The following is a 24001-nucleotide window of genomic DNA, read 5'->3' as shown; positions in this document are numbered from 1 at the left end:
GTACCAACAATGCACCATGAGTAGATCAATGAAGTGGCCGCGTCGCACGTCGATCTGCGCTAGGCCTCGTTTTCTCAGGAGCAAGATGGCTTACCGGGTGTGGATAAGCCACCATTTTGCATAAATCCGCATAAAAGATCGCCTCCTTATAACCCCCACCGCGCCCAGTGCTGGCGCGGCTTCCACCCTTCTGCATGAGCGCATAATTTTCGCCCCCTTTAGCGCGCGGGCGGGGCGGGGTGCTGATCGCGCGCCTTGGGGTACGGTGGCGATCGGTGTGCATGCATAGCCTTCGAGAGGCACAATAGGCAATGCGTAAAGCGGGTAGGGCCTGAATCAGAAGTAGCGGGAGCATGTCGTTGGGCCGACCGCGCCATGAATCCCTGAATTGAGAGCACAGCTAGCGCGGGCGCGGCGCTGACTATGTCGCGAGGCTGGGCCTCGAGTACTGGGTTACGTCAGAAAGTTGACCTCGTCTACGAAACCCAAAAATTCAATAGGTTATGCAAAATCGACCAACGAATACCCGGTTCCCGGGCGATGTGGCACTTGATCCACCCCAAGAAAAGGCACTATAGTGACGGACCCGTCATTAGGGACCCGATGCAGTGGTTCCTACATTTGCCGGGAAATACTATACTGGGTAGGCGGCTAAGCTATCCGCAACGACTAGGATTTTTTGGTCGTAGAAATGCCCTCAAAACTGGAGAAAAGACTATGTCTTACATGATCGCATTCGATGAAGATTGGGGCGTATCCGATGAGGATTGGGGCGTGTCCTAATTCTCTAAATCCAGTTCGAGGGGCTTTCGAGCCCCTTTTTTTATGCCTAAATATAAGCAACACGTATGTGAGTGGATCTGATGGGTGATTTCTACGAAGCTTTAAAATCGATCATGTACAATCTCGCGATTGAGCACCCTACATTTTATTCGACGATATTGACGGGCTTACTAGCAGCTATATTCACCACTAGAACAATTGCGAAACAGCGGGAGCTGTCAAGGGAAAAAAACTCGCTGGACTTCCAGGCTACTTACAAGCATAACCAAGAGGTCAGTGATAGCTGGCATAAGATAAGAGAAGTTCGCGGCAACCTAGAAGAACTTAAAAGACTAGGCAAAGATGAATGTTCTGGCGAAGAGACCGCTAAAGCACTAAACGTAATTTGTAATGAGTGGGAGCGGTGCGCAAACGCAATAAAAAAGAATGTTTACGATGAAGATTTTTTATACAACTGCCACGGCTCAACTGTATATTTCATTTACAGAGATTTTCATCCTTATATAAATGAAAGACGAAAGAAAAACCCCAAGTTTTTCAACAATTTTGTTTGGCTAGCTGAGCGGTGGTGTAAGAAACGTGCTAATGAGCTCAAAAAAACCGACCACGAAGAGTTCGAGCAAATCGAGAAAGAGCATTTGAGTATAAAGCTTCATCTTGACAAGATTGCTAGAAAAATGAATCAAGGTTCATAATGCCAAGGCTCAATCGATAACCGCCCGGATGGGCGGCTGTCTTGGTCGGTGTTGACGCTGGTGCTACCGGATCGGCGGGTCGTCGGCCTGGGCCTCTTCGAGTGAGTACGGCCGGAACCTCACCACCTCTTCCCCTACCCGCTCGTTGATCTCGAGCATGGTTTGCTGCAGTGGCTCGAGCTCGTTGGCCACGAATACCCGGGCGGCCTTCTCGACGTCACCGAACCCGCCCGTGTTGCTCGGGATGATGCCCATCAGCTGCGGCGGGATCCGATGACCGGCCAACTGATCGTCGCGGGTGATGTTCTTGATGTGCCAGAACTCGTCCTTCGCGGCCACCTCCGATACCGGGATGATCTGGACGCCGTCCTTCTTGCCCTTCGGCGCGTACATGAACAGGTTCTTGAAGTTGCCGACGCCCTTCGACTCCTTGAGCGCAGTGCGCATCGCGTCGATATCCTTTTTGTCGTGCGCCTCGTCGTTCACGTACATGATGAACCCGGCATGCGAGCCGTTGAGGTAGTACCGGCGCCGGAACAGTGTCGCGCTCTCGTTGAGCCATGCCGACTGCAGCGAGCCCAGGTAGTCGGGCAGACCGTAGACCTGCTGGTCAATGTCAGGCTCCATCAGATGAATCGTCCGACCCTCGGGCAGTTCGGCTTTGTTCACCCAGTCCGGTACCCAGAAATAGCGATTCTGGTTGCCGCGACGCATGTACTTCGCCGGACGACGTTGCAGCTCGAGCAGCCGCCCGAGCCGGCCGCGAATCTCTTCGAGGTAGCAGTTGCCGAACACCAGATGATCGAGGGCCAGCGCGCTGAACGTCTGGCGATTCAGCAGCGGGTGCGGTTTGAAGGTTCGAAGCAGGATGTTCCGTTTCACCTGCAGCGCGGATCCATGGTGAGCGGTGGCGCGGTAGCTCTTCGAGAGGACGTCGAACGGTACCGGCGGCTCGTACCACTCGTTCGGCGAGAGCCAGACGCCCTCATAGAACACATCGCGCATGGTGGTGACAGGCTCCGGATCGCCAAAGCTGAATGCTTCGGCCCGGGCTGGCTCGCTAGACTGCCCCATGATCGCGGGCACGCGGACGCGTGGCTTGGCGGCGACTGGCTCGCTCATTCGAAGAACTCCATCATTGATTCGCTGGTTTCGCCGGCCGGGCCGTCGATCGGTTCGAAGTGCAGGGCGTGCATCGTCGCCCACGCGAGATCCGCGTGGCCGGTCTGTGCGTTGCGCCCGGATACGTAGGTGAACTGACGGCCGCTGGCCGTAAGCTGTTTCTTGATCGCCATGAACGACTGGGCGAGATCCACCCAACCGGCGTCGAATTCGAGACGGTCCTTGCGGATGATCTGCTGGGCCTGCAGCACCATCTGAGTCTTGAGCTCGACGGTGTAGTGATACCGCGTGACGAGCGGGAACCACTTCTCGACATGCTCGGCCACCGCCGCGCCGATCCCGGTGGTGTCGATACCGATGTGGTCGATGTCGTACTTGTCGGCGAACTTGCGGATGAACGCCGCCTGCTCTTCGTAGTCCTGCCCCTTGAGCCGGTGCCGCTCGAGAATCCGATGCTTCTCCCCTGCCGCTTGCGCGGGCAACACCACGACCAAACCCGCCCCGTCGCCATCTTCGTTGCGCCCGGTCGGGTCGTAACCGATCCAGACACCACGGTCACCGACCGGCCTCGGTGCATAGGGTCGATAGACGCTCTCCCACTCTTCCCAGGCATCGACCATGCAGCCGTGCATGACGCCCAGCGGGAACGCGGATTGGCTGTCATCGACGAACTCGCACTCGAACAGGTTCGCGAACTCGTCGGCGCTGTACTCGAACTGCAGATCCTCGACATCGAACAGGTTGCATCCGCCGGCTTCGGCATCATGGACGGTGACAATCTGCTTCCACTGCCGGTCACCGCACAGCGCACCGTCGGCGAGCGCGGCATGGCTCACGTCGATGTCGACCCGGTCGGCTTTCTTGCGCCGCTTGTTGATCCGCTCGCCCGTCCAGAACGTGTACGCCTCGTGCGCGATCGATGACGGCGTCGAAAAATAGGTCTGCCGCCACTGCTTGTGCGTCGCCATCGCCGAGGCGACTTTCCGGAACTGCTCGAACCCGTGGATCCAGAAGTATTCATCGAGATAGACGTCGCCGTGATAGCCCTGGGCGGTCTTCGAATTCGTGCCGAGGAAGTGCAACTGCGCGCCATTGTCGAGAACGATCGGATCGCCTTTCAGCTCGACGTCGCACGTCTCTTTGACGAACTGAATGATGTACTGCTTGAAGATATGGGCCTGAGCCTTCGAGGCGCTGAGGAATATCTTGTTCTTCCCCGTTTTGAACGCATCGACGATGGCCTCGCGGGCGAAGTAGAACGTTGCGCCGATCTGACGGCTCTTCAGGATGTTGCGGATCCGGTGCTTTTCGCCGGCACGTAGCCATTGGCGCTGGTACTCGAAAAGCGACTCGAGGAACGCCATTTCCAGCGCTTCGAACTGTTCCTCGGTCAGCGCGTTTCGCTTCGGCTTGCGCTTCTCGCCGGCATTGCGCGCGGCGATATTCGGATTGAGATCGCCCTCCTTCCCCGTTTCCTGATACCGGTGCACCCGCGCCAGGCGCTCGATTTGCCGGCCGAGTAGATCGATCTCCTTGAAGTCGCCGGGCGACTTCTTCTCCTTCCCGATCAGTTGGACAAGCCGCGACTCGAGCGCGCCTTCGACGCGCTGGGTCGGGCTCGCCTCTTCCCAGCCATCGCGGTCTTTCCAGCTGTGAACGGTGGCCGCTTTCACGTCGATGTATTCGGCAATACGCGCGACGCGCCAGCCCTGCCAGTACAAGTGGCGGGCCGTGAGTCGTGGGGAATCGAGAGTGTCGGGGGCTGTCGTCGTCATGCGGCCAGCGTACCCGCGCGCTAGACGTCGCCATCGGCGCGCGCGTTGTAGATCGCGAATCTACAACGCGGCTTGGTTGAGCGAATGAGAGTCGGCGCGGAACCTGACCGCACTTTGCACCGAAACCGACTTCGCCAAGCTCACCGCTGAGGAAACCCCATGCCCTGGCACGTTATCGCAACTGAAGGCGCCACCACCGACGGCCGTCAGATTCCGGCCGATTGGCTCGAGAAGATGGCCGCGAACTTCGACCCGAAGACCTACGGATGCCGCGTCAATCTCGAACACATCAAAGGCGTGCTTCCCGATAGCCCGTTCAAGGCGTACGGCGACGTGACAGCGCTCAAGGCCGAGAAAAACGACGCTGGCAAGATTCAACTTCATGCCGAAATCGACCCGACCGAGGAACTCAAGGCGCTGAACAAGCTGCGCCAGAAAGTCTATTCGTCGATGGAAGTCGATCCGGATTTTGCCGGCACTGGCGAGCCCTACCTGGTTGGCTTGGCCGTCACCGATAACCCGGCATCGCTGGGAACGCAGATGCTTCAGTTCAGCGCCAGCGCCGGCGATGCATCGCCGATTGCCAGCCGCAAGGCGCGCCGAGAGAACCTCTTCTCCGCGGCCGTGGAAACCGACCTCGACGGCTACGTCGAGCCGCCGGCAGACACAGGCCCATCACTGATGGAGCGCGTCTCGGCGCTGTTCAAAAAGCATGACGCCAAGACGAACCAAGGCTTCTCCGCATTCCGCACCGATCTCGAGCAGACGCTGGGGCTCTTCGTTCAGCGCCACGCGGCACTCGAGGCAGATATCGCCCAGCGCCCCACGGCCGAAGCCTTTTCGGAGCTGCAAACCGCGCACGAAGAGACGCGCACTAAGCTCGACGGGCTGTTCAACACGCTCGACAACACTCCCGACCAACCGCTCCGCTCGCTCGCTCTCGGCGGCAACGGCGGTACCGAACTGACTGACTGCTAAGGACCGCCACACCATGCGCAACGATACTCGCGTCGCCTTCAACCGCCTGACCGCCCATCTGGCCCAGCTGTCCGGCGTCAACTCCGCGACGGAATCCTTCGCGGTCGAGCCCAGCGTCCAGCAGACGCTGGAAACCCGAATCCAGGAATCGAGCGAATTCCTCAGCCTGATCAACGTGATCGGCGTCGACGAGCTCAAGGGCGAAAAGCTCGGCCTCGGCGTCACCGGCCCGATTGCCGGTCGTACCGATGTTTCGGCCAAGGACCGCTCGCCGCGCGACGTCACCGCACTGAACGCGAACACGTATGAGTGTGTGTCCACCGAGTTCGACACGGCCATTCCCTGGGGCAAGCTCGACGCCTGGTCGCGCTTCCAGGATTTCCAGACTCGCGTTCGTAACGTGATCCTGCGGCAGCAAGCGCTGGACCGCATCATGATCGGATTCAACGGCACGAAAGCCGCCGTCGAGACCGATCGCACTGCCAACCCGCTGCTACAGGACGTCAATAAGGGCTGGCTGCAGCAGTACCGCGATCACGCCCCGCAGCGCGTCATGACCACCGGCGAGGCGACGCCAGGTCAAATCGTCATCGATCCCACCGAGACGAAAGACGCCGAAGGCAAAGTGACCGGGATCGTTGGCGACTACGCCAACCTCGACGCCCTCGTCATGGACGCAGTCAACGAGATGATCGATCCGTGGTTCCGTGAATCCACCGACCTGGTGGTGATCATGGGCCGCAAGCTGCTCGCCGATAAGTACTTCCCGCTGGTCAACAAGAGTCAGCCGCCGAGCGAACAGCGCGCGCTGGACCTGATCATCAGCCAGGAGCGCGTGGGTGGCCTGCAAGCCGTGCGCGCCCCGTTCGTGCCCGATGGGACGATCTTCATCACCGCGCTGAGCAATCTGTCGCTCTACTGGCAGAACGGGAGCCGTCGCCGCTACCTGCGCGACAAGCCGGAGCGCAAGCGAGTCGAGAACTACGAAAGCTCGAACGATGCCTACGTCGTCGAAGACTACGGCTTCGGTTGCGTGATCGAGAACATCGACACCACCAAGGCGTAAGGGGAAGCCATGACCAGCCCAGCCCGCCGGCACTTCCAACGTGTCACCGCCGCTCAGTCGGCCGGTGGCGCGGAGGCCGGACAACAGCAGAGCGGCGATCAGTACGAACTGATGATGGCCGCGCTCTACGACGCCCGCCTGTCGCTGAAAAAGGTGAAGTCCACCGAGGCCAAGGTCGCGATGAAGCGCGAGCTGCTGCCGCAGTTCGAAGCCTACATCGCGGGCGTTCTCGAAGCCGGCAACGGCGCGCGCGACGAAATCGTAACCACCGTCATGATCTGGCGACTCGACGTCGGCGACCTTGAAGGCGCGCTGGCGATTGCCCGCTACGCCATCGAGCACGATCTCGACACGCCGGATCGGTTCGAGCGCGACACGCCGAGCTTAATCACCGAGCAGCTCGCCGAAGAGGTCTTGAGCCAGATCGAGAGCGTCAACGACGAGACACGCCAGCAGCTCGGTACGCGCCTCGCGGCGATCATGTCCGACGCCCGCGATCTCATCGATGGCGTCGACATGCACGACCAGATCACGGCCAAGTTTCACAAGGCGTATGGCTACGCACTGCGCGACGCCGGTTGCCCTGGTGCCGCCGTCGAGCAGCTGAAACGCGCGCTGGAGTTGAACGACCGTGTAGGCGTGAAGCGAGACATCGAGAACCTCGAGCGCCAGATCAAGAAGAACGCGAGCGGTCAGCCGAGCGTCTGACGCTGCAACCGAGTCGCACGCCGACGGCCGGGAGGCATCGGGGGGAGATCCGGGCCATGTGCCCCATATCGTCGATCCCCGATCCACCTCCCTTTTTTGAACGGAACGCGCCATGTCTCTAGTCGCCCACGGCGGCAGCAATACCCAGCCCGCCACATCGCCGCCGATCACGAACAACGGATTCTGGCCCGACATCGAGCCCGGCATCTTTCGCGACCGGCACCGTATCGACACCACCATAACCAACGGCCGCGTGGAGCATGCGCTCGGCACTTCCATGCGCGATATCAACCGGCAGCTCGCCGACTTCCAGGCCCGGCAACGTGACGCGGGCATCCTCGCCGCCAACGCGGTACCGGCCGAACCATGGCAGATCCCCGGTCACACGACCGAGCTCTACCAGCAGGCGGTGTTTTCCGAAGCACATGCACGGATTCTCGAAAGCTACCGGAACTACAGCGCGACGCGCGAAGGCGACGAGCGCGGCGAGATCAAAGACGAAGCGGCGGAGGATTACCGGCGGGACGCCCGCTGGGCGGTCTCCGAGATCATCGGCGAGCCACACACCACGGTGGAACTGATCTGATGCCCCGCATCGTCTACGCCCATCAGTACGACACCGTCGACGCAATCTGTCAGCGCGTATACGGCCGCACGGCGGGCGTAACCGAGCAGCTGCTCGAGCAGAATCCGGGCCTGGCTGACCTGGGGCCGATGCTTCCCCAGGGCACCGCGATCACGCTGCCGGATGTCGTCCAACAGCCTCAGCGCTCGACCGTCGTTCAGCTCTGGGACTGATGCCATGACCGCGAGACTACGCCAACCACGCAAACAGCCCGACCCGGTAGTCGTGCTGATCACTCTTCTGATAGCTCACGCAGGAACGGCCATGGCCCAGCAATTAAACATCACCACCGAAGCCATCAAGTCGACGCCACCCGCGATCGTCACGCTCCTGCATGCCGGGGGCATGACGCCCAGCGATTGGATCACCGTGCTCACGCTCGCGTATCTCGCCCTGCAGATCGGGCTGATCGTGCCCAAGTACATCGAGAAGCTGCGCGGCTGGCTGGATAGGGAGAAGTCATGAAGAACTGGACTCGTTGGCTCGGCGGCGCGGCAGGCGGCGCAACACTCGCGCTGTCCCTCTCGGTTAGCGTAGTCAAACATTACGAAGGCACCGAGCTGGAGAGCTACCCGGACCCGGTCGGGATTCCGACGATCTGCACCGGCCACACCGGGCCGACGGTCAAGCTCCACCAGACCAAGACACCCGAAGAGTGCGAAGCGCTGCTCGCCGGTGATCTCGGTACCGCCTTCGATGCCATCAATCGAAACGTGACGCCGGCGGTCAATGCCACCATGCCGCCAACGCGGCGCGCGGGGATAGCCAGCTTCATCTTCAACGTCGGCGAAGGCGCGTTTCGTCGCTCGACCCTGCTCGAGCTGCTCAATGCCGGCCAGCCTAGGGCGGCTTGCGATCAGCTCTCCCGATGGGTCTACGCCCAGGGCAAGAAGCTCGCCGGACTCGTCAAACGTCGAGCCGCCGAGCGCGAGCTCTGCCTCGCGGGTCTCGAATGAAACTCCGCATCGTGATTGTCGCTATCGCGCTCGCCATCGCCGCCGGTGGCGGGTGGATCTCTCGGGGCTGGTTCGCCGACGCCCAGCGACTGACCGAAGAGCGCGCCGCGCGTCTGGTCGTCGATGCCGCGATGGCACGCGAAGCGGATATCGCCGGCGTGGTCGAGGACCGCCTGGCAGAACTCGACGCGAACGAGCGCATCATCGACAGAGGGATCATCCGTGAAATTCAGCAGCCGATTTACCGCAACGTGTGCCTTGGCGATAACGCTGTGCGCTTGCTCAACGACGCCGCAGCCGGCAGAGCCCCCGACACAACAGAACCTCAAGCGCAAATGCCCGCCGACACTGCCGCCGCTGAATGACGGCACCGGCGGGGAAATCACACTCACGATGAACGCCTGGGCGTGGCAGTACCACGACTGCGCCACGCGTCATAACGGTCTGGTGGACGCCCTCGATGCGCAAACTGACTAGCCTTCGCCAACATCTGCTGACCAGCGTGCCGGGACTCGCCCACGACCCGGATCGGCTGCGCACCTACGTTCCCGACGGCAACATCAAATTCCACCGCGGGGCGAACCTCTCTCATGAATACCGCGTCACCGCCGAGGTGATCGTCATTGGTATCGGCGGCGACCTCGATCCCGTCGTGCTGCCACTTCTCCAGTGGCTCGCCCGCTATCAGCCGGATACCGATCCCGAGCAGGCGCTACGATTCACGCTCGAGATACACTCGAATACCGACATCGACGCCATTTTCAGCGTCGAGCTGACCGAGCGCGTCGTTGCCCAGGTCGACTGCGCCGCCGGCGCGATCCGCAGCGAGCACCGAATGCCCGAGTATGCAGCGGATGACTGCCCCGCCGAGCGCTGGCAACTGTTTGTTCGTGAGGATCCGGCGGCGGACTACCGGCTCGCCGCCGAGTGGGGCAGCGCATGAGCGATGACGCGGTGACCCAGCTCGACGAATGGGTCGAGCCCCTGCTCGACAAGCTCGAGCCGGCCGAGCGAAAGAAGCTCGCCCGCGAGATCGGGACCGCCCTGCGCAAGCGCCAGCAACAGCGCATCCGCAAACAGAAGAACCCCGACGGCACCCCCTACCCCGCACGTGTCGGCAAGAAGAAACGCCGGCGCGCGCGTAAGCGTCTGCGCTTCATCTACGAGAAACCCGGACACGAGGCGGAAGAGCGCGAGATCGTGAACTGGTTTTCCACGCCCGAGACGTATTTTGGGTTCGACCAGCGCCACGCCGGCGCCCTGCGCACATTCAAGAAACGCCGCGTCGTGCGCGTGATCGAGATCGATCTAACCCCCGTCGCCGATCCACGCAAGAAACGCGGCAGCTCGAACGAAGCGATGTTCGAGAAGCTGCGCAACGCGCGCTATCTCAAGATGAAGGCGTCAGCGGATCAAGTCTCGCTAGGCTACGAGGGCCGAATCGCTCATATCGCCCGCATCCATCAGGAGGGCAAGCGGGCACCGGTGAACGCCCACCTTGAGTACGACTACCCCGAGCGCAAGCTACTCGGCGCCACACCGGACGACATCGAGATGATCCACGACATGCTGGTACGACACCTCGGATCCGATATGTATGGCTAGGCCGTTGTAGATTCGGGATCTACAACGCCGCTCGCTTCCGCCGATCCCAACAGCGCGCAACCATCGCGGCATGAACAACGCCGCCGAACTACTCCGCCTGATTCACAACCTGATCCGCCTCGGTACCATCGCCGAGGTCGATCACGCGGCTGCGCGTGTCAGAGTCCGGTCGGGCGACATGCTGACCACATGGCTGCAGTGGCTGACGCTGCGCGCCGGTACCACCCTCGACTGGGATCCGCCGACCGTCGGCGAGCAGGTCATCCTGTTTTCTCCCGGTGGGGATCCTGCCTCGGGCGTCGTACTCACCGGCCTATTCAGCACCGCTCACCCCGCACCGGCCGATGCCGCCAATCTCTGGCGCCGAGTGTGTCCGGATGGCGCCGTGCTCGAGTACGACCACAAAGCAAGCCACCTGCGTGCCACGCTTCCCGGATCCGCCTCGATCGACGCCAAGGCCGACGTCACCGTGAACACCGCCGCCGCTCTAACCGCCACGGCCAGTGCCGGCGCAACGATCAATGCCAATACCGTCATCAATGGCAACCTCACGCTGAACGGCAACTTCAGCCAGCCCAGCGGCAAAACGGCCACGATGGCCGGCGATGTCGCGTTCAAGGGAGCCGTGACCAGCAACGGCAAAGACATCAGCTCGAGCCACACGCATGACGGCGTACAGCGCGGCGGCGACAAAACCGAGGGTGTCAGCTGATGGGCGGCATGAGTCGCGGCAACGGTACCGCCCTGAATGGCATCGATCACATCCGTCAGTCCATCGCCGACATCCTGACGACGCCCATCGGCTCCCGCGTCATGCGCCGTGACTACGGCTCGCTCCTGCCCAGCATGATCGACCAGCCACTGAATGACGCCACGCTACTGCAAGCCTACAGCGCCTCGGTGATGGCGATTCTGCGCTGGGAGCCGCGCGTCCGCGTCACCGCGATTCGCAAGAGCGTCAGCACCACCGAGCCGGGCCGAGTTACCTTCGAGATCGACGGCGTCACCGACGATGACAACGTCGTCGCCCTGAGTATTCCCCTATCGGAGCGCGCCTCATGAGTGGCGGTTTTACAGCGGTCGATCTCTCTCGCCTGCCGGCACCGGATGTCGTCGAGGCAATCGAGTTCGAGACTATATTCGACGCCATGCTCGCCGACCTGCGCGAACGCGATCCGAGCTTTGACGTTACCGTCGAATCCGACCCCGCTTACAAAGTCCTGCAGGTCGCGGCCTACCGGGAAATGCTGCTTCGCCAGCGCATCAACGAAGCGGCCAAGGGTGTCATGCTCGCCTACGCCATCGGCGCGGATCTCGACCAACTTGGCGCGCTCTACGGTGTCGAGCGTCAGACACTGAGCGAAGGCAATCCCAATGCCATACCGCCGGTCGAACCGACGTTCGAGACCGACGCCGACTTTCGCCGCCGTATTCAGCTCTCGCTCGAAGGGTTCAGTACGGCAGGCCCCGAGGGCGCCTACGTGTTTCACGCGCTGTCGGCCGATGGTGCGGTGCTCGATGCCAGCGCGACAAGCCCATCGCCCGGCGAGGTGGTCGTCACCGTGCTTTCCCGCAACGACAACGGCAACGCGCCAGCGTCACTGCTCGATGTCGTCGACGCGACACTATCCGCCGAGGACGTCCGCCCGCTCACCGACCACGTCACCGTCCAGTCGGCCGAGATCATCGAATACGCCATCGATGCAACGCTCTATTTCTACGCCGGGCCGGATCGCGAAGTCGTCATGCGCCAGGCCCAGGAACAGGCCGCAACGTACGCCGAGCAACAGCACCGCCTAGGGCTCGACGTCACGCTGTCCGGCCTCTACGCCGCGCTCCATCAGCCCGGCGTCCAAAGCGTTGAGCTCGCCGAGCCGGCGGCCAGTATCGTCGTCGACCGCACCCAGGCGACCTACTGCACGGCCATAGACCTGACCGATGGGGGCCTCGATGAGTGATTCAGACGCCCGAGGCCGCGCTGTCAGCCTGCTGCCACCCAACGCCACCACCGCCGAGCGCGCCCTCGAAGCGACCACGGCAACGGCGGCTGATCTGCCGGTGCCGCTGCGCTCGCTCTGGAACCCGGATACCTGCCCCGCCGATCTGCTGCCTTGGCTCGCCTGGGCAATGTCGCTGGATTCCTGGCAACCGTACTGGCCGGAACGCATCAAGCGTCAACGGATCCGCGATGCGATCGAGATCCAGCGCCGGAAGGGGACGGCCAAGAGCGTCCGGGACGTCGTCCGCTCGTTTGGCTCGAGCCTGACGATCCGCGAATGGTGGCAGCGCGCCACGCCCGGCGAACCGCACACCTTCGACGTCACCCTCTCGCTCGGTGCCGACGTCCCGAACACAGCCGAATACCAGCAGGACATCGTCGACGAAATAAGCCGGACGAAGCCGGTCCGCAGCCACTTCACCTTCACCGCCGGGCTGAATGCCACCGCCGGCGTCGGCATCGTCGCCGTCGCCCGCCCCTACATCTACCGCCGCCTGACGGCCACAGCAGACTGACGGAGAGCCCATGGCGATTCGATTCATCGTCACCGACGCCGGCCGCGCGGCGCTGACCAACGACGACAACACCGGCACCGGCGCGCGCCAGATCGCCGAGATCGGCCTCGGTCGCGGCCAGTATCAAGCCAGCGACCGAACCCGCACCGACCTCGTCGATCCGATCAAGCGCGTCGACACCATCGCCGGTGAAACCGTCGCGCCCGATATCATTCACGTCACCCTGCAGGATGAGACCAGCGACACCTACAGCGTCGGCGAGATCGGCCTATTCCTCGATAACGGCGTGTTCTTCGCCTATTTCAGCCAGCCCGACGACTGGATCATCGAGAAGGCCGCACCCGCGACGCTGCTGCTCGCCACGGATATCGAGATTGCGGATATCGACGTCTCGTCGCTCACGTTCGGCGACGCTGCCTTCCTCAACCCACCCGCGTCCGAAACCGTTCAAGGCGTGATCGAGATAGCCACCCAGGATGAAGTGGACGCCGGTACTGACCGCCATCGCGCCATCGTCCCACGCACTTTGAAAGTGTTCATCGATAAAGTGTTGGCCGCCTACGCCACGGTGAAACAGCTCACCGACCATGCAGCCAGCCGCGATCATCCGGCGGCCAACACTAACAATCAGGGCATGGTCGAGCTGGCCACCTCCGCCGAAACCAGGGACGGCGCTGACAACACTCGAGCCGTCACGCCTGCAGGCAACAAAGTCGCGCTCGATGCCCACCGAACGGAAACCGGCGCGCACGCGGCGGACCGGATCTCGCTCGGTGCGCTCGCCACGCTCGGCGACCCGAAGACCGTGCAGGCCGCGTTTGCGGCGCTGGGCTCGGCCGCGCTCAAGGATGAAGCCTATTTTCGGAGCGCCAGCAATCTCAATGCTGGCACCGTGCCAAAAGCGAGGCTTTCAGGCAGCTACGACATCAACGTCTCGGGAAGCGCTGGCGACGCCTCCAAGGTCGGTGGCCAGCCGCTGTCGGCACTGGTTCGCAATAACGTCGACGCTATGCAGTCCCTAGGTGGTCCGCTGACGGTCAGCACCGGCGGCCACTTCGATGACGGCAACGATTACGGCATCAGGGTGATGGCGTTCGAACCGTCGCTGTTGCTATTCGATAAATCGACGAACTCCGGCATGGGCGCGCTGTTCTACAACGGCGGCGGCATGGCCATTAAAATCGACGCCGATGGCGGAAATGCCGACGATGTCAGCGGATGCGTAACCGCGTTCGAATTCAAAGAAACGTATTGCCGCGCCTTTAAATCATTGGGTGTCGGGGGCGCAATTCCTGGTAATGATTTCGAGAACGGCGGCGCTATCGCACTAGTCGACAACGATTCTGGCATCCGTGGTGTCGGTGACGGCCAAGTCGAGATTTGGGCAAACAACGAGCGACAATTGGTCGCGACGAAGTCGACTATACGGATCGATAATCAGTTAGCTGTTTCAAATGTATTAACAGCAGATGCCGCCGGTGGGGTGAGATTGGTTAGCGGCCTGGAAATGACAAACCACGATATAACGGGCGTCAATAAGATCGTCATCAACGACGATGGCTTCGGCGAGGGATTCATGCTGCCCAACTGGGAGTTTTCAGAAAGCGGCGGTTCAGCATGGGTTAGAGACAGTAAAAACAGTCACATCGTGATGGAGTTTGCGCCTAATCACGTTCGTATCGTCGATGGCTTGGCAGTTGGCACTGGCGTCGACACCAGTAAGTCGTTTTGGAATGGCACGGGAATCGCGCTGGGCGACACCGACTCAGGCATTCGAGGAAGCGGTGACGGCCAAATAGAGATATGGGCAAACAATGATCGCCAGGCTTATTTCACATCAGATCTAGCGGTGATTTATCCCGAGCTGGTCGTTGCCAGCGGCCGACTGCGTCTTGGCTCCGGCGGTAGTACTAACTGGGACGGCATCGTTTACGACGAGGGTGCCAACACACTGGCGTTCTACGCCGACCAGGAACCCGGCAAGGACACGCCGCGCGTACTGCTCGGCCCTGGCTGGGTCGAAGCCGGCGGCGATCGTCTACTCAAAGAGAGGGACTACGACGCTACAAAAATAACCAATGGTGGAGCGCGACTTTCCGTCTCGAGTAGTGGCAACGTCGATTATCACGACGGCAGCGACTATCGGTTCCGTATCCGGCCGGACGGCCGTATTGATCGCGCTGATGGTGGTATCGACGCCGGCTTGCTAAATCAATCGCTTGGCGGAGTTGGCACATACGCTTTTTTCATGGCCGACGGCTCGCCCGGCGATGGTTCGGTATCACCGGGGGACACATTTTCCGGTAGTAATCTGCGTTACGCCGGCGCTGATGCGGCTACAAATCAACGCCCTAGCGGTACGTGGCGTTTAATGGGGTATATCCACGACGCCGATAATGACGGCAACAACTCGATTTCCCTGTTTCTGAGGATCTCCTAATGAGCGACGCAGTTATCGACGCGGTCGTGCCAGTCGTAACTACACCGGCATGGCGCAACCCGGTGCGCAATGTCGATAGCACTATCGACTGCGAGATCGAGCACCCTTCGCACGGCTGGATACCGTTTACAGCCTCGGCAGAAGACGCCGAAGCACTCGGTCAGCAGATCCATGCCGCGATCATTGCCTCGGGTCAGGAGATCCCACCGCGAGTAATACCGCTCGCGGTTATGGCAAGGCGTAAGCGATCCGAGATCGAAGCCGCACTTTCAGCCGCACTCGCCGCGGGCATGCCCTACCCCCTGCCTGGCGACACGGATGACGTGATCCAGACCCGCCCCGATCAGGACGAAGCGAACCTGCTCGGCCTGGCAATCGAAGCGCGGGATCTGCGCACCGCCGGTGAGACCGGCGCGGTGATGTCGCTGCGCGCGAAATCGAACACCGTCTACGCGCTCACGCCGGAGCAGATGATCGCACTCACCGACGCTGCGAAAGAGTTCAAGCAAGCGCTGCTGGCAAAGAGCTGGCAGCTCAAGGACGCGGTCACCGCAGCCGAGGCGGCAGGTGATCGCACCGCTCTCGAAGCGATCACCTGGAACACCGACACCACCATCGAGGAACTCGCATGAACCGAACCAACTGGCAGCACGCACTGATCGGCGCAGTCATGATGCTGGTCGCCTGGGCGATCCTCGCCCTATTCGATATCCCCGGCGCCGCGCTGATAGCCTTCGCGATTCCCGTTGTCTGGTTTCTCGCCCGCGAGTGCACCTCTCACGAGTACCGGCTCGGCGTCGCGCGTGGCTGGCGTTGGGGAAAGAAGCTGCCCGTCCGGTGGTGGGAGGGAATGGCACGGAGCTGGACGCGTGATTCGATGCTCGACTGGATGACTCCCGCGCTCGTTTGCCTGCTGCTGCTCTACGCCATACAGATCGGAGTCGATGTCTTTCTGACATAGTCCATCTGAGCCCAAGTCATCCAGATAAGCCCGCCGCGTGCGGGCTTTTTTCTCAGTAGCCGCGAGCAGCCAGGACACGATAGCAATCGGCCAGCAATCTCCTCATCTGAGCGATGAACACCGCGACCACCGAAACGAATGCCCATAGCGGCATGGCCTCTGTAGTAAAGCCGGCAGCCAGCGTTGCGGGCACCAGTAGTCCCAATAATGCGGCCTGCATCAGCTGTTGATGCTCATAAACGAGCCACGTCATCAGGCCCATCACGGACACCAACCACGTCGGCCAACGTTCAATCGGCGGGACAATGCGGACGAGACGAGTACGGATTCGTTGCAAATTTTTCATCGGATGTTCCTCGGTAGTGGGGTTGCCCCACCACCGTACCCCCGCCGCCGCGCCCCGCTGCGACGCTTGCCGCCCATTTTGGGAGCAAATTCACACCAATCGTAAAAAGTTGCCGCCACCTACCCCGCGTTGTAGATCACCGATCTACAACGCCCACCGCTAGAGCTCCGTCGCCGGCCGCGCAAGCATGGCCGCACGCATGCATCGAACCACCACCTGCGCAGGAGCTCGCCCATGGCGACCGATTACCATCACGGCGTTCGCGTCGTCGAGATCAACGAAGGCACCCGCCCGATACGCACCGTTTCCACGGCGGTGATCGGCATGGTCGCCACAGCGGACGACGCCGATCCCGATCAATTCCCGCTGAATACCCCGGTGCTCGTCACCGATCCCTATACCGCCATGGGCAAGGCTGGCGACACCGGCACTCTGGCTCGCTCGCTGGATGCCATCGTCGATCAAGCTAAACCGGTATCCGTCATAGTTCGCGTCGCCGAGGGCGAGACAGCCGACGAGACCAAAGCCAACATCATCGGCAACGTCGAGGGCACCGGCCAGAAGACCGGCATCCAGGCGCTGCTGGCAGCGCAGGCGAAGTTCGGCATCAAGCCGCGCATCCTGGGCGTGCCGGAACTCGACGACGAGGATGTCGGCGCCGCGCTGATCAGTCTCGCCCAGAAGCTGCGCGCCTTCGCCTATCTCTCCGCCTACGGCTGCACCTCAGTCGAAGAAGCGACGATGTACCGCCAGACCTACGGCGCTCGCGAGGCGATGGTGATCTGGCCGGACTTCACCGGCTTCGATGTCAACGCTGCCCAAACTCGCAACCTCTCCGCCGTCGCCCGGGCAATGGGCCTGCGCGCCAAGATCGACGAACAAACCGGGTGGCACAAGACGTTGAGCAACGTCGCCGTCAACGGCGTCACCGGGCTGTCGCACGACATCTACTGGGATCTGCAGGATCCGGCGACCGATGCCGGCGTGCTGAACGCCGCCGATGTCACCACGCTGATCAACCGCGACGGTTTCCGTTTCTGGGGCTCGCGTACCTGCTCAGACGATCCGCTGTTCGCGTTCGAGAACTACACCCGCACCGCTCAGGTACTCGCGGACACCATGGCCGAGGCCCACCTCTGGGCGATCGACAAGCCCATGCACCCGACTCTGGCGCGCGACATCATCGAAGGCATCAACGCCAAGATGCGCGAGCTGACTCGTCAAGGCTATCTGCTCGGCGGTAGCGCCTGGTTCGACAGCGAGATCAACACCACCGACGTCCTCAAGAGCGGCAAGTTGTACATCGACTACGACTACACGCCAGTTCCGCCGCTCGAAAACCTCATGCTGCAGCAGCGAATCAGCGACCAGTACCTGGTCGACTTCGCCGCGCGCGTCGCCGCCTGAACTGACTAGAGAGTAGGAGCCCGAAAACATGTCACTCCCCAACATCCTCAAGGACTTCAACCTGTTCGGCGACGGCAACAACTGGCAGGGCAAGATTCCCTCGCTGACGCTGCCCGAACTCGCCCGCCGCATGGTCGAGTACGAAGGCGGCGGCATGGATGGCCCCATCGAAGTCGATCAGGGCATGCAGCTCATGACGATGGAGTGGACCGCCGGCGGCCTGATCGTCGATGGCCTGTTCGACTCTTTCGGCTCCCCGGTTCACGACGCCGCCATGCTGCGCATGAACGGGAGCTACGAAAGCGATGAAACCGGCCAAGTCGTCCCGGTCGAAGTCATCGTGCGCGGCCGCCACAAGACCATCGGCATGGGCGAAGGCAGCAAAGGCGATAACAACACCATGTCGATCACCACGACCATCAGTTACTACAAGCTGACCGTCGACGGGGAAGACATCATCGAGCGCGACGTGCCTGGCTTCATCTTCAAGGTGCGCGGCGAGGATCGTCTCGAGAAGCGGCGAAAGGCGCTCGGCCTGTAATTCATGCACTACGTCCATCCGGATCGAATACCGCCACCCCCGCCGGGGTGGTACGACATCGCCAGTAGAGAGAAGACCATGACCGAACAAACCGCAGCCGTTGAAAGCACTGAAGCCACCGCCGTCAACTCGACAAAGTCCGACAGCGAAACCGTCATCACGCTGGACTACCCAATCAAGCGCGGCAGCAAGAGTGTCAGCGAGATCACCGTGCGCAAGCCGAAGTCCGGCGCCCTGCGTGGTGTCTCGCTGACCGAAGTGCTGCAGATGGAAGTGACGGCGCTGACCAAGGTGCTGCCGCGCATCACCGAACCATCGCTTTCCGAAGCAGAACTGCGCGATATAGATCCCGCTGACCTCTTCCAGTTGGGCGGTGCCGTCACCGGTTTTTTGCTGCCTCGGAAGTTCCGCGAAACGAACGACTGACGCTACCCAATCACGTCGAGGATGCCATGGCCGATCTCGCCATGGTGTTCCACTGGACCCCGAGCGACATGGACGCCATGTCGCTCGAAGAACTGACCGAGTGGCGAGAGCGCGCCCGCCTCCGTCACGACCCCCCGAAGAAAGCCCCGACCCGATAGGACGCCCCGATGGCCGGAAACCTGAAGCTCGACGTCCTCCTCCGCGCCATCGACAAGGCGACCGGCCCACTCAAGAAGATTACCCAGGGCAGCGGCGAAACTGCCGAGGCACTGAAGGCCAGCCGTGAGCAGCTGAAGACGCTGGAGCGCGCGCAGAAAGACATGCGCGGATTCCGTCAGCTCAAGGAGCAATCCCGCGAGAGCGCCCGCGCGCTGCAGCAGCAACAGGACGAGATCCGAGACCTATCGCGTCGCATGAACGAAGCCGGCGCGGATACCGCCGCGCTCGGCCGCGAACGCAAGGCCGCGATCCAGCAGGCACGCAAGCTCTCCGAACGATACGAAGACGAGCAGCGCAAGCTGCGTGACCTGCGCTCGAGCATGACCCGCGTTGAAGGTGTGACCGGCAGCTACGCCGACCAGCAGCGTGAGCTACAGCGGCGGATTCGCAGCACCAACGAAGAAATCGAGAAGCAGCAGCACGGGCTGCGCGAAGTCGCGCGCCGGCAGAAGGCGGCCGCCGATGCGGCGAAGAAGTATCACCGCACCATCGGCCGCGCCAACAACATGACCGGCGCGGGCATGACCGGCGTCGCCGCCGGTGGTGGTGGCGTCTTCGCGCTGACTAACCAAGCGTTTTCCGCCGAGATGTCCGGCGCCCGACTGGCCTCGCAATTTGGCGAAGACACGGATCGGGGCGTGGTCTATCAGGACGTCATCGCCGACGTCTACGGCACCGGACGCGGTGCCGACATGCAACAGATCACCGACGCGGTCGCCGCCGTCGGTGCTGCCTTCGGCTCGCTGGATGACATCAGCCAGGAAAACCTGACCGATCTCACCAAGCGCGCGTTGACGCTCTCCGACGTGTTCGGTACCGACGTCGCCGAATCGGTGCAGACCGCCCAGATCATGGTGAAGAACGGGCTAGCGAAAGATGCCAATGCCGCCATGGATCTGATCGGCGCCGGCTTCCAGCGTGTCTCCGTCGAGATGCGCGACGAGCTGCCAGAGATCCTGCACGAGTACTCGACCAACTTCCGCTCGCTCGGCTTCGACGGTAAGCAGGCAATGGGTCTGCTCGTCGACGCCGCCGGTCAGGGCAAGTTCGCGCTCGACAAGACCGGTGACGCGCTCAAGGAGTTCACGATTCGTGGCTCCGACATGAGCAAGGCCAGCGTCTCGGCCTATGAATCGGTGGGCCTGAACGCCCAGGCCATGTCGGACGCCATCGCCAGCGGCGGGCCGACCGCGCGGGAAGCCCTGCAGCAAACCGCCAAGGCGATTTTCGCCATCGAGGATCCCGCTAAGCGCGCCAACACCGCCATCGCGCTATTCGGCACGCCCATCGAAGATCTCTCCGTCGACCAGATTCCCAAGTTCCTCGAGGGACTCACTGGCGCCGGCGAGGGGCTGGGCGATGTCACCGGCACGATCGACGAGATGGCGAAGACGCTCGGCGATAACGCAATGTCGGCGTTGAAGCGCGTCCAACGCGCGCTATCCGGTGAGCTGATGCGCGTGCTGCGCGATGTCCGCGACGACATCATCGCCGTCAGTGACGCCGTGGTGACGTGGATCAAGGCCAATCCCGAGTTGGTCTCGTGGCTGATCAAGATCACCGCCGCCATCGCTGCTGTGGTTGCCGTATCCGGCGCGCTGACGCTGGCGCTCGCCTCACTGCTGGGTCCGTTCGCCGCCACACGCTGGCTGCTTGAGATGGTCGGCCTGCGCGCCAAGGGTGCCGATTCGCTGTTAGGCAAACTCGCCAAGGGCGGCATCAAGCTGCTCGGCGGCGCGTTCAAATGGCTCGGCCGTATCGTCGCCGTGGTCGGCCGCGCCTTCCTGCTCAACCCGATCGGTCTCGCCGTCACAGCCATCGCCGGCGCCGCGTACCTGATCTATCGAAATTGGGACGGCATCGCCGCGTTCTTCGCCGATCGCTGGCGCGACGTCAAAGCCGCGTTCGATGACGGCGTAGGTGGCGTCATGCGCCTACTGATCAACTGGAATCCGCTCGGTCTCGTCTACAAGGGCGTGATCGGCATCTTGCGCAAGATGGGCGTAGAAGTGCCGGAAAGCATCGCCACCCTGGGCGACGCCATCGTCAACGGCCTCGGCGCGGCGTGGGAAGGCATAACCAGCCTCTGGGACTGGTTCAAGGATGCCCCGGGCAAAGCCATCGACTACGTGGTGAGCCTCGTCAGCGACTGGGATCTGATGGGCCAGCTTGAGCAGAAGTGGGACGAGGCCATCGCCTACCTCAAGTCGCTCCCCTCGCGCATGTGGAGCGCCGGCAAAGACGTTGCGGTCGGCCTCGGCGAAGGGATCAAGAGCGGCGCGTCAGCCGTCGCGGATCGCGCTGGCGACATGGCCGATGGCGCGATCAAGAAAGCGCGCGAGCTGCTCCGGATCAACTCGCCCTCGCGAGCGTTTCGGGAGATCGGCGGTTACACCGTGGAGGGATTCAATCAGGGGCTCGATCAGAAGCGCGAAGAGCCGGTGCGCCGCGTTGCCGAGATCGCCAAGCGCATGACCCAGGCAGGCGCCGGCATCGCCATCGGCGCCGCGTCACTCCCGGTTGCGGCCATGCCCGGCTTCAACGCGAATCACGATGTCGCGCTGGATACTCGCCCGCCCATCGCCGCACCGGCGAGCGGTGGCGTTCAGATCACCATCGGCGACATCAACGTGCACCCCGCGCCAGGCATGGACGAGCAGGCGCTTGCCCGCTACGTCGCCGCCGAGGTGCAGCGCGCGTTGGCCGCTGCGCAACGCGACGCCGCCGCGCGCACCCGCCGCAATCTCTATGACAACGACTGAGAGGGAGAGGGCTTACGGCTATCAAGAATCCCTACTACTGCGCTCACCATGGATATGACAAACCCAAGATAGAAGGCGCAGCCCAACACGGCATAGGAAAGGCGAAGACCAAAGTCGCCATTCAAGTTCGGCAGGCCACCCAGGAGAAGTTTACTGAAAATAAAGACTGCGGCCCCCGACAACGTCCATATAAAGCTCAGCCGGCCAGCAGAACTTCGAAAGGTGGATGCCAAAGCCGCAGCTAATAACATTAGAATTCCGCTGATGTCGAATTCGCGGAGACTCTCAAGAAAAGAGTCCACGGAATCAATAGCATCCAGCCACTTCATAGCTCCAGCAGCAACCACTAAAGCAATAATTATCGTCAAGAAAAAGGTGAAGTTATCATTCAACTCTTTCGCCACAACTTCCGTTTTTTTCAAGGTAAAACTCCATGATGATGGTTTATGGAATGTTCGTTTTCTCCTTATCGACCGCTGCCTACCAAGACTTCAAGCGCCAAACCCAATGGCGCCAGTCCAGCCTCTCGCGAATCGGCAAGCGGCCAGCGATGCAGTTCCTCGGCCCGGGCAGCGACACCATCACGCTGACCGGCGAGCTCTACCCCGAGTTCACTGGTGGTCAGTCGAATCTCGACCAACTGCGCGCGATGGGCGACCAGGGCGCGGCGTGGCCGCTGATCGAGGGAACCGGCCGCATGTATGGGCTCTACATCATCGACTCGATGGACGAAGGCAGCGACCGCCACTTCCGCGACGGTGCCGCGCAGCACATCACGTTTTCGCTATCGCTCTCCCGCATCGACGATGATCGCCGCGAACTGCTCGGAACCATCAGCGAGACCACATTCCGCGCCGTCACGCAGGCACTGGCATGAGCAGCGTCGGCAGACCGGCTCGCTCGCCGGATTACCGCCTTGCGATCAACGGCCAGCAGATCACCCCGCGCGTTCGCGGCCGGCTCCAGCGTCTCACGCTGACGGATCGCCGCGGCCTCGAGGCTGACCAGCTGGATTTGGTGCTTACCGACGATGATGGACAGCTCGCCCTGCCCCGCCGCGGCGTCGAGATTCACGTCGCCATCGGCTGGAGCGGCGAGCCGCTGACCCAGCGTGGCACCTTCATCGTCGATGAAGTCGAACACTCGGGCGCGCCTGACATGCTCTCGATCCGCGCCTCGAGCGCGAACCTGCGCGGCCAGTTCCCGGTGAAGCGAACGCAGAGCTGGCATCGCACCACGCTCGGCGACATCGTCACCACCATCTCCAAGCGCCACGATCTGAATCCCAGCATCGGCCAGGCGCTGCGCATCGTCGGCATCGCGCATATCGATCAGACCGACGAGAGCGATATCAACTTCCTGACCCGCCTGGCCGAACGTTACGACGCCATGACAACGGTGAAGGCGGGAAACCTGCTGTTCATTCCCGCCGGCCAGTCCACCACCGCAACGGGCCTTGAGATCCCACCGATCATCATTCGCCGGCAAGATGGCGACCAGCACCGCTACAGCGTGAGCGATCGAGACAGCTACTCGGGCGTCATCGCCAGCTGGTACGATACCGAAGGCGCCGAGAGGCGCGATGTCATCGCCGGGTCCGACGATAACCCCAAGCGCCTCCGTCCCATCTACGCCAGTTCAGAAGACGCCCTCGCCGCCGCAAAGTCGGAGTGGCAGCGCCTTAAACGGGGCACAGCCGAATTCACGCTCAACCTGGCCGAAGGTCGCGCCGACATCTATCCGGAAACGCCGGCGCGCTGCGTCGGCTGGAAGCGAGAGATCGAGGAAACCGAGTGGCTACTCGTTGAGGTGAGGCACGAGATCAACGATGGCGGCTACACCAACAGCCTCCAGTTAGAGACGAAGCCGTCTATCTGAGTCTGTTGCAAGCCTGATACGATCTACCGGATACTGTATTTTTAACCAGCATCCGGTATCACATAATGTCGGAAATATCCGAACACATCGCGCGCTGGCGCGAACGCCTGCTGGAGCGTGGCTGGATGGATTGGCCAGGGCACTCTCCCCCGACGCATGACTGGATCGAATACCACGTCGTGTGGAATGGTGAG

29 protein-coding genes are annotated in these 24001 nt (G+C 61.9%); 25 read left to right on the top strand and 4 right to left on the bottom strand.

Annotated features, from left to right (window positions below):
- The first annotated feature begins 863 nt into the window (after nucleotides 1-863).
- Complete coding sequence (locus BTW07_RS05785) at nucleotides 864-1478, top strand: DUF4760 domain-containing protein (RefSeq protein ID WP_075569220.1); 615 nt, start codon at nucleotides 864-866, stop codon at nucleotides 1476-1478.
- Between the two features lie 63 nt (nucleotides 1479-1541).
- Here the strand turns inward: BTW07_RS05785 and BTW07_RS05780 are convergent, their stop codons facing one another.
- Nucleotides 1542-2600 carry a phage portal protein gene (locus tag BTW07_RS05780; protein WP_075569219.1) on the bottom strand — a complete coding sequence of 353 codons (1059 nt, stop codon included), beginning with the start codon at nucleotides 2598-2600 and terminating at the stop codon, nucleotides 1542-1544.
- Nucleotides 2597-4375 (bottom strand): terminase large subunit domain-containing protein, encoded by a 1779-nt coding sequence (locus BTW07_RS05775; RefSeq protein ID WP_075569218.1) that lies wholly within the window; start codon nucleotides 4373-4375, stop codon nucleotides 2597-2599. Before BTW07_RS05775 ends, BTW07_RS05780 begins: the two co-directional genes overlap by 4 nt.
- A 159-nt stretch (nucleotides 4376-4534) precedes the next feature.
- Here BTW07_RS05775 and BTW07_RS05770 point away from each other — a divergent pair, with 159 nt between their 5' ends.
- The 17 genes from BTW07_RS05770 (at nucleotide 4535) to BTW07_RS05690 (ending at nucleotide 16228) form a co-directional block, all read left to right on the top strand.
- The gene (locus BTW07_RS05770) at nucleotides 4535-5353 is read left to right on the top strand and encodes a GPO family capsid scaffolding protein (RefSeq protein ID WP_075569217.1); all 819 of its coding nucleotides are present in this window, start codon (nucleotides 4535-4537) and stop codon (nucleotides 5351-5353) included.
- A gap of 13 nt (nucleotides 5354-5366) precedes the next feature.
- Entirely contained in the window at nucleotides 5367-6419 is a 1053-nt protein-coding gene (locus tag BTW07_RS05765; protein WP_075569216.1) for a phage major capsid protein, P2 family, read from the top strand.
- A gap of 9 nt (nucleotides 6420-6428) precedes the next feature.
- Nucleotides 6429-7127 carry a phage terminase small subunit gene (gene gpM, locus BTW07_RS05760; RefSeq protein WP_075569215.1) on the top strand — a complete coding sequence of 233 codons (699 nt, stop codon included), beginning with the start codon at nucleotides 6429-6431 and terminating at the stop codon, nucleotides 7125-7127.
- A 112-nt stretch (nucleotides 7128-7239) separates the two neighbouring features.
- The gene (locus tag BTW07_RS05755; protein WP_075569214.1) at nucleotides 7240-7713 is read left to right on the top strand and encodes a head completion/stabilization protein; all 474 of its coding nucleotides are present in this window, start codon (nucleotides 7240-7242) and stop codon (nucleotides 7711-7713) included.
- Nucleotides 7713-7925, top strand: a complete 213-nt coding sequence (locus BTW07_RS05750) for a tail protein X (protein ID WP_075569213.1) — start codon at nucleotides 7713-7715, stop codon at nucleotides 7923-7925. The genes BTW07_RS05755 and BTW07_RS05750 overlap by 1 nt, the downstream gene beginning before the upstream one ends.
- Nucleotides 7926-8016: 91 nt before the next feature.
- Nucleotides 8017-8217 (top strand): hypothetical protein, encoded by a 201-nt coding sequence (locus BTW07_RS19810; protein ID WP_075569212.1) that lies wholly within the window; start codon nucleotides 8017-8019, stop codon nucleotides 8215-8217.
- Nucleotides 8214-8708: a lysozyme gene (locus BTW07_RS05740; protein ID WP_075569211.1), complete on the top strand. Its 495-nt coding sequence runs from the start codon at nucleotides 8214-8216 to the stop codon at nucleotides 8706-8708. Before BTW07_RS19810 ends, BTW07_RS05740 begins: the two co-directional genes overlap by 4 nt.
- Nucleotides 8705-9073 carry a hypothetical protein gene (locus tag BTW07_RS19385; protein ID WP_083941561.1) on the top strand — a complete coding sequence of 123 codons (369 nt, stop codon included), beginning with the start codon at nucleotides 8705-8707 and terminating at the stop codon, nucleotides 9071-9073. Before BTW07_RS05740 ends, BTW07_RS19385 begins: the two co-directional genes overlap by 4 nt.
- Nucleotides 9074-9168: 95 nt before the next feature.
- Nucleotides 9169-9651 carry a phage tail protein gene (locus BTW07_RS05730; protein ID WP_075569210.1) on the top strand — a complete coding sequence of 161 codons (483 nt, stop codon included), beginning with the start codon at nucleotides 9169-9171 and terminating at the stop codon, nucleotides 9649-9651.
- Entirely contained in the window at nucleotides 9648-10313 is a 666-nt protein-coding gene (locus BTW07_RS05725; protein ID WP_075569209.1) for a phage virion morphogenesis protein, read from the top strand. The genes BTW07_RS05730 and BTW07_RS05725 overlap by 4 nt, the downstream gene beginning before the upstream one ends.
- Before the next feature lie 70 nt (nucleotides 10314-10383).
- Nucleotides 10384-11025, top strand: coding sequence for a phage baseplate assembly protein V (locus tag BTW07_RS05720; protein ID WP_075569208.1), 642 nt, complete (start codon nucleotides 10384-10386; stop codon nucleotides 11023-11025).
- Nucleotides 11025-11375: a GPW/gp25 family protein gene (locus tag BTW07_RS05715; RefSeq protein ID WP_075569207.1), complete on the top strand. Its 351-nt coding sequence runs from the start codon at nucleotides 11025-11027 to the stop codon at nucleotides 11373-11375. Before BTW07_RS05720 ends, BTW07_RS05715 begins: the two co-directional genes overlap by 1 nt.
- Complete coding sequence (locus tag BTW07_RS05710; RefSeq protein ID WP_075569206.1) at nucleotides 11372-12271, top strand: baseplate assembly protein; 900 nt, start codon at nucleotides 11372-11374, stop codon at nucleotides 12269-12271. The genes BTW07_RS05715 and BTW07_RS05710 overlap by 4 nt, the downstream gene beginning before the upstream one ends.
- On the top strand, nucleotides 12264-12827 hold the full coding sequence (locus BTW07_RS05705) for a phage tail protein I (RefSeq protein WP_075569205.1): 564 nt from the start codon (nucleotides 12264-12266) through the stop codon (nucleotides 12825-12827). Before BTW07_RS05710 ends, BTW07_RS05705 begins: the two co-directional genes overlap by 8 nt.
- A gap of 10 nt (nucleotides 12828-12837) precedes the next feature.
- Nucleotides 12838-15267, top strand: a complete 2430-nt coding sequence (locus BTW07_RS05700) for a hypothetical protein (RefSeq protein WP_075569204.1) — start codon at nucleotides 12838-12840, stop codon at nucleotides 15265-15267.
- Nucleotides 15267-15899 (top strand): DUF4376 domain-containing protein, encoded by a 633-nt coding sequence (locus BTW07_RS05695; RefSeq protein ID WP_075569203.1) that lies wholly within the window; start codon nucleotides 15267-15269, stop codon nucleotides 15897-15899. The genes BTW07_RS05700 and BTW07_RS05695 overlap by 1 nt, the downstream gene beginning before the upstream one ends.
- Entirely contained in the window at nucleotides 15896-16228 is a 333-nt protein-coding gene (locus tag BTW07_RS05690; RefSeq protein WP_075569202.1) for a hypothetical protein, read from the top strand. Before BTW07_RS05695 ends, BTW07_RS05690 begins: the two co-directional genes overlap by 4 nt.
- Nucleotides 16229-16280: 52 nt before the next feature.
- On the opposite strand, the gene BTW07_RS05685 is transcribed toward BTW07_RS05690, so the two are convergent.
- Nucleotides 16281-16574, bottom strand: coding sequence for a hypothetical protein (locus BTW07_RS05685; RefSeq protein ID WP_075569201.1), 294 nt, complete (start codon nucleotides 16572-16574; stop codon nucleotides 16281-16283).
- A gap of 234 nt (nucleotides 16575-16808) precedes the next feature.
- Between BTW07_RS05685 and BTW07_RS05680 the strand changes: the two genes are divergently transcribed.
- The 5 genes from BTW07_RS05680 (at nucleotide 16809) to BTW07_RS05660 (ending at nucleotide 21929) form a co-directional block, all read left to right on the top strand.
- On the top strand, nucleotides 16809-17981 hold the full coding sequence (locus tag BTW07_RS05680; RefSeq protein ID WP_075569200.1) for a phage tail sheath protein: 1173 nt from the start codon (nucleotides 16809-16811) through the stop codon (nucleotides 17979-17981).
- A 28-nt stretch (nucleotides 17982-18009) separates the two neighbouring features.
- Complete coding sequence (locus BTW07_RS05675; RefSeq protein ID WP_075569199.1) at nucleotides 18010-18522, top strand: phage major tail tube protein; 513 nt, start codon at nucleotides 18010-18012, stop codon at nucleotides 18520-18522.
- 78 nt (nucleotides 18523-18600) lie between these two features.
- A complete protein-coding gene (locus tag BTW07_RS05670; RefSeq protein ID WP_083941559.1) occupies nucleotides 18601-18948 on the top strand; it encodes a phage tail assembly protein in 348 nt (115 codons plus the stop codon).
- A 26-nt stretch (nucleotides 18949-18974) separates the two neighbouring features.
- Nucleotides 18975-19106, top strand: coding sequence for a GpE family phage tail protein (locus BTW07_RS05665; RefSeq protein WP_075569198.1), 132 nt, complete (start codon nucleotides 18975-18977; stop codon nucleotides 19104-19106).
- 9 nt (nucleotides 19107-19115) lie between these two features.
- Nucleotides 19116-21929: a phage tail tape measure protein gene (locus BTW07_RS05660; protein WP_075569197.1), complete on the top strand. Its 2814-nt coding sequence runs from the start codon at nucleotides 19116-19118 to the stop codon at nucleotides 21927-21929.
- On the opposite strand, the gene BTW07_RS05655 is transcribed toward BTW07_RS05660, so the two are convergent.
- Nucleotides 21914-22351 (bottom strand): hypothetical protein, encoded by a 438-nt coding sequence (locus tag BTW07_RS05655; protein ID WP_075569196.1) that lies wholly within the window; start codon nucleotides 22349-22351, stop codon nucleotides 21914-21916. The genes BTW07_RS05660 and BTW07_RS05655 overlap by 16 nt on opposite strands.
- Before the next feature lie 11 nt (nucleotides 22352-22362).
- On the opposite strand from BTW07_RS05655, the gene BTW07_RS05650 reads away from it, so the two are divergent.
- Together BTW07_RS05650 and BTW07_RS05645 are read left to right on the top strand one after the other, a co-directional pair.
- Complete coding sequence (locus BTW07_RS05650) at nucleotides 22363-22806, top strand: phage tail protein (RefSeq protein ID WP_075569195.1); 444 nt, start codon at nucleotides 22363-22365, stop codon at nucleotides 22804-22806.
- Nucleotides 22803-23807 carry a phage late control D family protein gene (locus BTW07_RS05645; RefSeq protein ID WP_075569194.1) on the top strand — a complete coding sequence of 335 codons (1005 nt, stop codon included), beginning with the start codon at nucleotides 22803-22805 and terminating at the stop codon, nucleotides 23805-23807. The genes BTW07_RS05650 and BTW07_RS05645 overlap by 4 nt, the downstream gene beginning before the upstream one ends.
- Nucleotides 23808-24001 lie beyond the last annotated feature (194 nt).

Source organism: Salinicola socius, assembly GCF_001937195.1.
Lineage (GTDB): Bacteria > Pseudomonadota > Gammaproteobacteria > Pseudomonadales > Halomonadaceae > Salinicola > Salinicola socius.
Note: the sequence above shows the minus strand (reverse complement) of the source record. Positions and strands in the feature narration are given on the sequence as shown.

Bases quoted from the DNA above. Each gene is read 5' to 3' on its own strand.
- BTW07_RS05785 (WP_075569220.1), top strand. From the start codon at position 864: ATGGGTGATTTCTACGAAGCTTTAAAATCGATCATGTACAATCTCGCG.
- BTW07_RS05780 (WP_075569219.1), bottom strand. From the start codon at position 2,600: ATGAGCGAGCCAGTCGCCGCCAAGCCACGCGTCCGCGTGCCCGCGATC.
- BTW07_RS05775 (WP_075569218.1), bottom strand. From the start codon at position 4,375: ATGACGACGACAGCCCCCGACACTCTCGATTCCCCACGACTCACGGCC.
- BTW07_RS05770 (WP_075569217.1), top strand. From the start codon at position 4,535: ATGCCCTGGCACGTTATCGCAACTGAAGGCGCCACCACCGACGGCCGT.
- BTW07_RS05765 (WP_075569216.1), top strand. From the start codon at position 5,367: ATGCGCAACGATACTCGCGTCGCCTTCAACCGCCTGACCGCCCATCTG.
- gpM (WP_075569215.1), top strand. From the start codon at position 6,429: ATGACCAGCCCAGCCCGCCGGCACTTCCAACGTGTCACCGCCGCTCAG.
- BTW07_RS05755 (WP_075569214.1), top strand. From the start codon at position 7,240: ATGTCTCTAGTCGCCCACGGCGGCAGCAATACCCAGCCCGCCACATCG.
- BTW07_RS05750 (WP_075569213.1), top strand. From the start codon at position 7,713: ATGCCCCGCATCGTCTACGCCCATCAGTACGACACCGTCGACGCAATC.
- BTW07_RS19810 (WP_075569212.1), top strand. From the start codon at position 8,017: ATGGCCCAGCAATTAAACATCACCACCGAAGCCATCAAGTCGACGCCA.
- BTW07_RS05740 (WP_075569211.1), top strand. From the start codon at position 8,214: ATGAAGAACTGGACTCGTTGGCTCGGCGGCGCGGCAGGCGGCGCAACA.
- BTW07_RS19385 (WP_083941561.1), top strand. From the start codon at position 8,705: ATGAAACTCCGCATCGTGATTGTCGCTATCGCGCTCGCCATCGCCGCC.
- BTW07_RS05730 (WP_075569210.1), top strand. From the start codon at position 9,169: ATGCGCAAACTGACTAGCCTTCGCCAACATCTGCTGACCAGCGTGCCG.
- BTW07_RS05725 (WP_075569209.1), top strand. From the start codon at position 9,648: ATGAGCGATGACGCGGTGACCCAGCTCGACGAATGGGTCGAGCCCCTG.
- BTW07_RS05720 (WP_075569208.1), top strand. From the start codon at position 10,384: ATGAACAACGCCGCCGAACTACTCCGCCTGATTCACAACCTGATCCGC.
- BTW07_RS05715 (WP_075569207.1), top strand. From the start codon at position 11,025: ATGGGCGGCATGAGTCGCGGCAACGGTACCGCCCTGAATGGCATCGAT.
- BTW07_RS05710 (WP_075569206.1), top strand. From the start codon at position 11,372: ATGAGTGGCGGTTTTACAGCGGTCGATCTCTCTCGCCTGCCGGCACCG.
- BTW07_RS05705 (WP_075569205.1), top strand. From the start codon at position 12,264: ATGAGTGATTCAGACGCCCGAGGCCGCGCTGTCAGCCTGCTGCCACCC.
- BTW07_RS05700 (WP_075569204.1), top strand. From the start codon at position 12,838: ATGGCGATTCGATTCATCGTCACCGACGCCGGCCGCGCGGCGCTGACC.
- BTW07_RS05695 (WP_075569203.1), top strand. From the start codon at position 15,267: ATGAGCGACGCAGTTATCGACGCGGTCGTGCCAGTCGTAACTACACCG.
- BTW07_RS05690 (WP_075569202.1), top strand. From the start codon at position 15,896: ATGAACCGAACCAACTGGCAGCACGCACTGATCGGCGCAGTCATGATG.
- BTW07_RS05685 (WP_075569201.1), bottom strand. From the start codon at position 16,574: ATGAAAAATTTGCAACGAATCCGTACTCGTCTCGTCCGCATTGTCCCG.
- BTW07_RS05680 (WP_075569200.1), top strand. From the start codon at position 16,809: ATGGCGACCGATTACCATCACGGCGTTCGCGTCGTCGAGATCAACGAA.
- BTW07_RS05675 (WP_075569199.1), top strand. From the start codon at position 18,010: ATGTCACTCCCCAACATCCTCAAGGACTTCAACCTGTTCGGCGACGGC.
- BTW07_RS05670 (WP_083941559.1), top strand. From the start codon at position 18,601: ATGACCGAACAAACCGCAGCCGTTGAAAGCACTGAAGCCACCGCCGTC.
- BTW07_RS05665 (WP_075569198.1), top strand. From the start codon at position 18,975: ATGGCCGATCTCGCCATGGTGTTCCACTGGACCCCGAGCGACATGGAC.
- BTW07_RS05660 (WP_075569197.1), top strand. From the start codon at position 19,116: ATGGCCGGAAACCTGAAGCTCGACGTCCTCCTCCGCGCCATCGACAAG.
- BTW07_RS05650 (WP_075569195.1), top strand. From the start codon at position 22,363: ATGATGATGGTTTATGGAATGTTCGTTTTCTCCTTATCGACCGCTGCC.
- BTW07_RS05645 (WP_075569194.1), top strand. From the start codon at position 22,803: ATGAGCAGCGTCGGCAGACCGGCTCGCTCGCCGGATTACCGCCTTGCG.